The sequence below is a fragment of the Candidatus Desulfolinea nitratireducens genome (assembly GCF_982879505.1).
Window position 1 is genome coordinate 1,363 of the sequence record NZ_CEYOSI010000137.1, and the last position, 7,875, is coordinate 9,237.

Sequence of the window (7,875 nt, forward strand, 5' to 3'; positions counted from 1 at the left end):
AGCGCCGATATTGACGCCCTGCAAAGCATGGCAGATCAACTCGCCATCGCCATTCGCAATGCCCATCTCCTCCAGGACCTCGACTCTGCCAATCAGGAAATTCTCCGCGCAAAAACATTTGAAGCCATTGCAACCGCAACTGGCGAAGCGATTCACTGGGTGGGAAATAAAGCTGCGCCCATTCCTGGCAGCGCAAAACGCATAAACGAAGATTTGCTCAATTTCTTGGCAATTTTCAAAAGCCTGTTGGATTTACCTCCCTCAAAAAGAGATGGTCATCCCTTCGCCGAGGTGGCGCGCGCAACCTTTGAAACTGCTTCCATTATCGAGGCTGATCTGCCTGCCAAAATTGACACATTAAAATCAATGCCCGTATCCCAAATTCCCCTCGTTGTGGATATTGAATCCACCCTCGAGGATCTGGGAATTATCAAACAAAGTGCTGAGACCATCCTCAATATCAAGGAGGATCTGATCGGTCCCGGGCGTTTATCACAAAACGAAGCATTCGATATCCCGATGATCTTCAGCGCCACCATCGCCGGAATGGGATTGCCTGCGGGTGTGATCACCTCCACCTATTCTGATGCTCTGCCCCAGGTTTGGGGAGATAAAATTCAGGTTGGGCGCGTGCTGATCAACCTGATCAAAAACGCCTGGGAGGCGGTTGACAAAAGCAAGGATGCGAAAATCCACATTTCGGCCCGGCGTGCGGATGAAACGGGATTTGTCAGGATAGAAGTCAGCGATAATGGACCGGGGATTCCACCTGAGATCATGGAGAAGATCTGGGTCTCATTCTTCACCACAAAAGGCGACCGTGGCGGCACCGGGTTGGGTCTTTCTGCCTGCATGGAGATCGTCAGCCAGGGCGGAGGGAAAATTTGGGTTGAGAGTGAGCCGGGCAAAGGCGCGACTTTTATTATCCTGTTGTCTGTAGAGAAAAGCTAAAAAGCATATAAATTTGTATGCATTTTGTAATGGTCTACCTTCATGAGAAGAAAATAATTTGATAAACTATATTATTGGACAAAAGCATATTTATAACCCTTTTCCCAATGCTCTGCGTTGGGGGATTGAAGACAAGCCGCAACGCAGAGCATTGCTGAGAGATAAAAGGTGTTTTTGCAATTCCTAAATTATTTGGATTGAATATATCTTCCTTTTTTAAAGCAGTCGTCCCTCAGGATTTTTTTTACAATAAGGAGAAATCATGCCAAAACTACTACTTGTGGATGACGAGGCCCTGGTGCGGCGCAGCATGCAAAAAACCCTGCTTCGCAAGGGATTTGTTGTTGAAACCGCATCAAATTGTACAGAGGGCCTCGCCGAATTTGAGGCAGCATTTAAAAGCAACACTCCCTTTGATCTCGCTCTGCTTGATCTTAATATGCCCAATTTTGAGGGCATCCCGGTTCATGCAGCAGGGCTTGATCTACTCAGTAAACTGATTGAGATCGATCCTGATCTCACCGCCATCGTATTAACTGCCTACGACGAGGTAGATACTGCAAAAGAGGCCGTCCAGCGCGGAGCTCGGAGTTATTTTGTAAAGGGACGTGAACAAGGACTCGTAGATTTGATCAACGAGATATTGGTTTAGCATCATGGATAAACTACAGGATTTTTTTAAAGTTTTGAAAATCATCTAACATCATTATAGAATTATGGAGATCAAATTATGACCTCATCTGAGAGACAGGCAAAATTATTCAGCACGACTCTGTATGTGGCAAATTATATTGCCAAAATTCTTGATCATCAAGAACTTCTTGATCGTATTGTTGATATTATTTGCAGCGAATTCAATTTTTATTATGCCGGTATTTTCCTCCTCTCTGAGGATAAAAAATGGGCTGTCCTGAAAGCCGGTCGCAGCAAAGCAGGCGCAGCAATGATCGTTATGAATCACAAGCTGGAAGTTGGCGGGGACTCGATGATCGGCACCGCCATCAGCCAAAGAGAGGCGCGCATCGCGCTGGATGTAGGCGAGGAAGCGATCCATTTCAGCAATCCATTTTTACCGGACACGCGCTCAGAGATGGCCCTGCCACTCACGCTGGGTCCAGAGGTTCTCGGCGCTATCACTGTCCAAAGTGTGGAAGAATCCGCCTTTAGCGATGAGGATATCTCCACTTTGCAAGGGTTGGCCGACCTACTCGCCATTGCGATCGACAATGCCAAGCAGCACAAAGAAAAACATCGTCTCCTGAAGCAAGTCGAAAGACGGGCCCGTCTCCTTGACGCCGCAAATGAGGTTGGGCGCGGGGTTGCATCCATCCTCGATCTTGATGAACTGCTCCCAAAAACTGTCGATATTATCTGTAATGCCTATAAGTTCTACTATGCGGGTGTTTTTCTGATCGACGAAAAAAAGGAATTCGCTGTGCTCCGCGCCGGCTACGGTCAGGCGGGGGAAATCATGATCTCACAAAATCATAAACTCAAATTGGGCGGCAACTCGATGATCGGGATGGCCACCCAGGAACGCCAGGCCCGGATCTCTCTCGATGTAGACGAAGAGAAGGCTTTCTATCGCAACCCCCTTTTACCAGAAACCCGCTCAGAGATGGCCCTGCCCCTTTGCATTGGCTCCACCTGTCTTGGGGCAGTCACTGTGCAAAGCGTGGAAGAAAACGCCTTCAGCAGCGTGGATATTCAAACCCTGCAAATGATGGCAGATCATCTCGCCATTGCGATTAATAATGCCAATCTGCTCAAAGAACTTGAAAACACCCACGCTGCATTGCTGCGTTCAAAAACCTTTGAGGCCCTATCTGGCGCCACCACCGAAGCGATCCACTGGATTGGCAATAAAGCCCTGCCAATCACAATTACCGCCGCCAGGATGCAGGATGATTTGAACGAGCCCGAGCTGGATGTGGAATCTCTCAAGGAAGATTTGGCGATGATCGACGAATCTGCCAGATTGATCGTGGATGTTAAAGAGGCCCTGCTCGGACCTGCACGTGAAACTGCACCCCGCCCCGTTATGCTTGCGGACCTTTGGTCTGCTGCCGTTTATCATCAAAATATTTCCCCTGAAAAGCTGACCATTAACGCCGTTCCCGGGACATCTCTCGCGATTGGAGATAGCATCCAACTGGTGCGCACTTTCGGCAATCTGCTGCTCAATGCAGATGAATCCGGTGCCAAGAGTATTGGCATCGAAATAATGCCCTCTGAACAAGCAGGGTTCATCACCACCCGGATCAGCGATGACGGGATCGGAATTCCATTGGAAATGCAGGATAAAATTTGGGCATCCTTCTTCAGCACCAAAGGTGAAGGGTATAAAGGGATGGGGCTGGCAGCCTGCCTGCATATTATTTCCCAACACAATGGAAGCATCAGCGTAGAGAGTGAACCTGAAAATGGGACCACCTTCAGCATTGAGCTACCTGCGGCTGAAACCGCTCCTGCTGCTGATCTAAGCGATGCTCCTGGCAAAATCGCCTTGATCGCCCCCAAAGGCGAATGGGCTGAGTTTGTTACCACCTCTCTCAGCAGCGCAGGCAAAACTGTGTTGGAGCAAATCGATCCCAAAGCCGATTTACTCCTGCTCGATGAAACCCTCGCCGATCAAAGCTTAAGCTCACTCAAAAAACTGGGCCGGAAGACCCTGATCCTTTCTGCTGCACCAAGCGTGGAAAACACAACCAAATATCTCCAGTCTGGGGTAAAGGATGTTGTTTTGAAGCCTTATACGCCAGAGGAACTGTCTGAAATTCTGGAGTAGTTTTCAAAAATATTTCTGAGTTATTGATGTTCACTTAAGTTTGTTAATTTTCTCTAAGTAAAACGTCCCACAGGTTCCCGTGATTCAGATTTTAAAGCAACAAAAAACCGCGGGACGCTCATAACCTGTTTATCTGAATATCAATAGGTGAATAAAAAAATAGCGAGCGATTCTCTCGCTATTTTAAATAAAATAACCTGAGTTGCGTTTAGGGTATCTCATCATTATTCCCGTGCGGGCTACACGCTTTGTGCTTCGCGAAAGCCCTAACTCAGCACAAAGTGCCCTACAAGGGTATGTAAGCCCTTCGGGCCAGGAAAAAAGTCGGATTTATCCGACTTGCATGTCATGAGGCAGGGATTAACGTGTACCCTTAAAGGGCTTTTGCCCGAAAGGGTATCCCGCACCGATCCCTTATCCGCAACTCAGGATAATATTAATTTTCTTCTTCTGGGTCCATTATTTCAATCGACCTCTTGCATATATTCTCCCGGAGGCTAGAGCAGTGTCAAAAAGGGACTTTTGCATGAAGTCTAATGTATGCCTAAAGTTCCTCGGCTTTCTTTTTACCAACCCGCTCTACAACAAGGCCTTACATACCATACCCAAGAAACGCATCCATCAGGAGCGCAGGAATTCCAAAGGCGATTCGCCCGATTATTTCATTTGCACGGTCGAATTCAAAAGTGAGAAAGGGGATCGATATACTGATCCCAAATTCACGTTCTCCCGGTCCAAAAGCCACCCAATTGAAGAGCAGGGGGAAAATCAGGGGAATGGATAATATGGTCAGGGCTTGCGAACAAGAGAACCACTTCTTATCCCTGAATTGATTGAAAATCGCATCCATCAAAGAGAGGGTAGGTAATGCCTGCGTTAAAGAACATCAGCCCAAATGCGATCCCGATCCAGCGCGGTGTAGATTCATCAGCCATGCCCACCAGAACAGACTGCCGGATCACGACAGCGCCAGCAAGTAAAAAAGGCAGACCTATCCAAATAGCGCCTTTGAAAAAAGGGGAATTTTTATCAGACATCCAGATCCTAATAGGCCAATAACCAATTCATTTTTTTTCTGATTTTTTCCATACCTGGCAGAACCGCATTCATCATGGGAAGATTATAGGGGATCGGTGTATCCGGGGTCGTCAGACGTTGAGGAGGCGCATCCAGCCACTCGAAAGCTTCTGAGGCAATCACAGCCATGATCTCACCCGCGAATCCTCCGGTAAGCGTATCTTCATGGACAATCAGACACCTTCCGGTCTTTTTAACAGAGCTCAGAACGGAAACTTTATCCCAGGGAGAAATCGTGCGCAGATCCAGGATTTCAACCCCCTCCAACCCTTTGGATGCTTCCAGCACGGGATAAACCATCGCGCCCCAGGTGACCACTGTCAGCGCTTCGCCCTCGGACAATTTGTTGGCCACCCCTAAAGGAAGGGTGTATGCGTCCCCCGGCCAGGGCCTGCGGGCCTGCGAGGTATCCAGCAAGGCGCGATGCTCGAAGAAGATGACCGGGTCCTCACCGCGCAAAGCAGTGCGTAACAAGCCGGCTGCATCCGCAGCATTGGATGGATAGGCCAGTTGCCAACCAAGCGTATGCGCATAAATGGCCTCACCCGTCACCGAGTGCCACGGGTCTCCGGTTTTCCTGCCGAATCCGACCGGGATACGTAAAACCATTGGCGCAGAAAACTTTCCCGCTGTACGCCAGCGCAGGGTACCAATATCATTGATCTGCTCAGTGGCCGGGTCGGCGTATTTACGAAATTGGATCTCAGGAACGGGCATCAATCCCGCCGCAGAGAGTCCCACCGCGCTGCCCATGATCCCCTCCTCAGACAGGGAGGTGTCAAAAACACGCTCCTCGCCAAATTTTTCCTGCATATGCGCGGTTGCACCATGGACACCACCTTTGAGGCCCACATCCTCCCCAAAGACCAGGATGTCTGGATTAATCAGCATCTCGGATTCAAGAGTCCGTTTGACGGCTTCGATCAGGCTAATCCGAGAGCCATCCTGATCGGGCGAAATAGCTGTGCCGGAAAGGGACTCCTTCTCCGTTAAAGATGGGGATGAGAATAATTGATCGGTGGCGGAGGCAGGTTCAGGGTCCGGGTGTTGAAACGCGATATCAGCCGCAGCACGCACCTCAGCCTCGACCTCCTTCTCCAAGGCATCCCAATCCAGATCGGGCAAAAAATCCTTTAATCGATTTAGGGGATCCCGTTCGATATCCTCTTCCCTCTCTACATCGGATTTGTAGCTCTGGTCATCGATAAAGGTATGCCCCATGATCCGAACTACCTTCAAACGGATCAGGCATGGTTTTCCATCCCTCACATAGGCAACGGCCTGGGCTATTTTTACTGAGGCATCGACAGGATCAGTTCCATCAGCTTCGATGATATGCAGATTCTTGTAGGATCGCAAATTGGCGGCCAGATTTCCGCCAGGCGTTTGCGATTCAGAGCGGACAGAGATGGCGAAACCGTTATCCTCAATGAAAAAGAGATAGGGTAAGTCACGGGTGGTGACGATATTAAGTGCCGCCCAAAAACCATTTGCTGCGGTGGAGCCTTCTCCCCCCAAGGCAAGGGCGATGGCATGATCCCAGTTATTATCTTTGCCTGTTTTCTGGCGGTAACGGATGGCCTGCGCCCAGCCTGCAGCGGGTGTATATTGTGCGCCCACCGCTCCAGACGAGGGCAGGACAGTTGCACTATCGCGTGCTTTCATCGAGAAAACAACCCCAACATCACGACCTTCGGAAGGGGAGCCTGTTTTGGCGTACCCTGCTGCAAAGGCCTCCTGCACAGACAGCCCGGCCGCCAACATAAAAGGGCGCGACCGGTAATAAACTGTTGCCGCATCGTGCGGATGGGTAAGAGTTTGCGCCAAAAGTATTTGAGCCAGTTCATGTCCTTTCGCGGAAAACTGGTACATGATCTTTCCCTGGGGAACAAGCTCATTCTCTTCGAGCTCATCCATGATGCGGGAGGTCAGCAGCAGGCGGGCGATTTTCGGCCAGTCCATTTTTTGGAGGGTTTTTTTCTTTTTCAAAAGTTCCTCTTCCTCAATCCCTCAGGAAGTTACCGACCAACTGATTCACACGTTCGGCTTCGTCATGCTGCACCCAATGAGTGGCCTCTTCAATAAAAACAAGACGTCCATCATCACAGCGCTCAATACTTGGCTGGGCCATCTCCCGTCCCAGGGCCGTATCCTGGGCGCCCCAGATCAGCAGGGTCGGGACAGTGATCCGAGAGCTGGCCGGAGGCTTGGGAGGCTTCTGCACAAATGACCGATACCAATTAAGCATGGATTTATAGGCCTTTGGTTGAGACCAGGCCTGGCGGTATTGCTCCAGGTCATCATCTGTAAAGGTATCCGGATGGCTGCTCTTTTTGAGCAGTTCTGCGAGCATCTTCCAATTACCGAGGCGGGCCAAAAACTCCGGCAGCCAGGGGATCTGGAAGAAAAAGATATACCAGCTCCTGCGCAATTGGGCAAAATTACTGCGCAAATGCTTTTGCATGACGGCACCGTGCGGGACGTTCATCACTACCATCTTCTTTAACCGATCCGGGTATTTGGCGGCCACCCACCAGGCGACGGCTGCGCCCCAGTCATGCCCGATTAAAAAGATCTGCTTCTGACCGGCAGCATCGATCAGACCGATCACATCGGCGGCCAGTTCATCGAGGCTGTAGGCTGCCAGCCCCTCCGGTTTATCGCTCAAGTTGTAGCCGCGCTGGTCTGGAACCCAGACTCGATAACCGGCAGACGCCAACGCGGGGATCTGCTTTTTCCAACCATAGGAAAATTCGGGAAAACCGTGCAAAAGGATCACCAGGGGACCCTCGTCCGGGCCATCCTGGGCAACGTGCAGGCGAATGCCATTGGTCTCGACAAATGAATAATTCATGCTATTCATATCTCCGGGTGGATGGGGGGGATATAAGATAAAGATAGGGTAGTATAGCATAATTGTTCATGGGTATAATTCACCCAAGGCTTTATAAAAATCTTCTCAGTATATCTTTTAAAACTTCTCTATACATCTTTTAAAACTTACCTATGACTCCACTGCAAAAAGGTAGATTGCCCCTCCTCAAAAGGGCAAAAGTTTA

At 49.7% G+C, this 7,875-nt stretch carries 7 protein-coding genes; 3 read left to right on the forward strand and 4 right to left on the reverse strand.

The features are described from left to right. The 3 genes from AC3DOM_RS12055 to AC3DOM_RS12065 form a co-directional block, all read left to right on the forward strand. Positions 1–951: sensor histidine kinase (locus tag AC3DOM_RS12055; RefSeq protein ID WP_487919295.1), on the forward strand; the 951-nt coding region annotated here is incomplete at its 5' end. A 262-nt stretch (positions 952–1,213) separates the two neighbouring features. Then, a complete protein-coding gene (locus tag AC3DOM_RS12060; protein WP_487919296.1) occupies positions 1,214–1,603 on the forward strand; it encodes a response regulator in 390 nt (129 codons plus the stop codon). Between the two features lie 78 nt (positions 1,604–1,681). Continuing rightward, positions 1,682–3,739, forward strand: a complete 2,058-nt coding sequence (locus AC3DOM_RS12065; RefSeq protein ID WP_487919297.1) for a GAF domain-containing protein — start codon at positions 1,682–1,684, stop codon at positions 3,737–3,739. Positions 3,740–4,331: 592 nt separating this feature from the next. On the opposite strand, the gene AC3DOM_RS12070 is transcribed toward AC3DOM_RS12065, so the two are convergent. From AC3DOM_RS12070 to AC3DOM_RS12085, 4 genes are read right to left on the reverse strand one after another with little or no spacing between them, the layout of a single operon-like run. Next, positions 4,332–4,589: a hypothetical protein gene (locus AC3DOM_RS12070; protein ID WP_487919298.1), complete on the reverse strand. Its 258-nt coding sequence runs from the start codon at positions 4,587–4,589 to the stop codon at positions 4,332–4,334. Next, positions 4,558–4,776: a hypothetical protein gene (locus AC3DOM_RS12075; protein WP_487919299.1), complete on the reverse strand. Its 219-nt coding sequence runs from the start codon at positions 4,774–4,776 to the stop codon at positions 4,558–4,560. The genes AC3DOM_RS12070 and AC3DOM_RS12075 overlap by 32 nt, the downstream gene beginning before the upstream one ends. A gap of 7 nt (positions 4,777–4,783) precedes the next feature. Beyond that, positions 4,784–6,778: an alpha-ketoacid dehydrogenase subunit alpha/beta gene (locus tag AC3DOM_RS12080; protein WP_487919301.1), complete on the reverse strand. Its 1,995-nt coding sequence runs from the start codon at positions 6,776–6,778 to the stop codon at positions 4,784–4,786. Positions 6,779–6,818: 40 nt separating this feature from the next. Then, complete coding sequence (locus tag AC3DOM_RS12085; protein ID WP_487919300.1) at positions 6,819–7,670, reverse strand: alpha/beta fold hydrolase; 852 nt, start codon at positions 7,668–7,670, stop codon at positions 6,819–6,821. Between the last annotated feature and the right edge of the window lie 205 nt (positions 7,671–7,875).

Excerpts from the sequence above, each read along its gene's own strand:
- AC3DOM_RS12060 (WP_487919296.1), top strand. The coding sequence starts at position 1,214 with ATGCCAAAACTACTACTTGTGGATGACGAGGCCCTGGTGCGGCGCAGC.
- AC3DOM_RS12065 (WP_487919297.1), top strand. The coding sequence starts at position 1,682 with ATGACCTCATCTGAGAGACAGGCAAAATTATTCAGCACGACTCTGTAT.
- AC3DOM_RS12070 (WP_487919298.1), bottom strand. The coding sequence starts at position 4,589 with ATGGATGCGATTTTCAATCAATTCAGGGATAAGAAGTGGTTCTCTTGT.
- AC3DOM_RS12075 (WP_487919299.1), bottom strand. The coding sequence starts at position 4,776 with ATGTCTGATAAAAATTCCCCTTTTTTCAAAGGCGCTATTTGGATAGGT.
- AC3DOM_RS12080 (WP_487919301.1), bottom strand. The coding sequence starts at position 6,778 with ATGGACTGGCCGAAAATCGCCCGCCTGCTGCTGACCTCCCGCATCATG.
- AC3DOM_RS12085 (WP_487919300.1), bottom strand. The coding sequence starts at position 7,670 with ATGAATTATTCATTTGTCGAGACCAATGGCATTCGCCTGCACGTTGCC.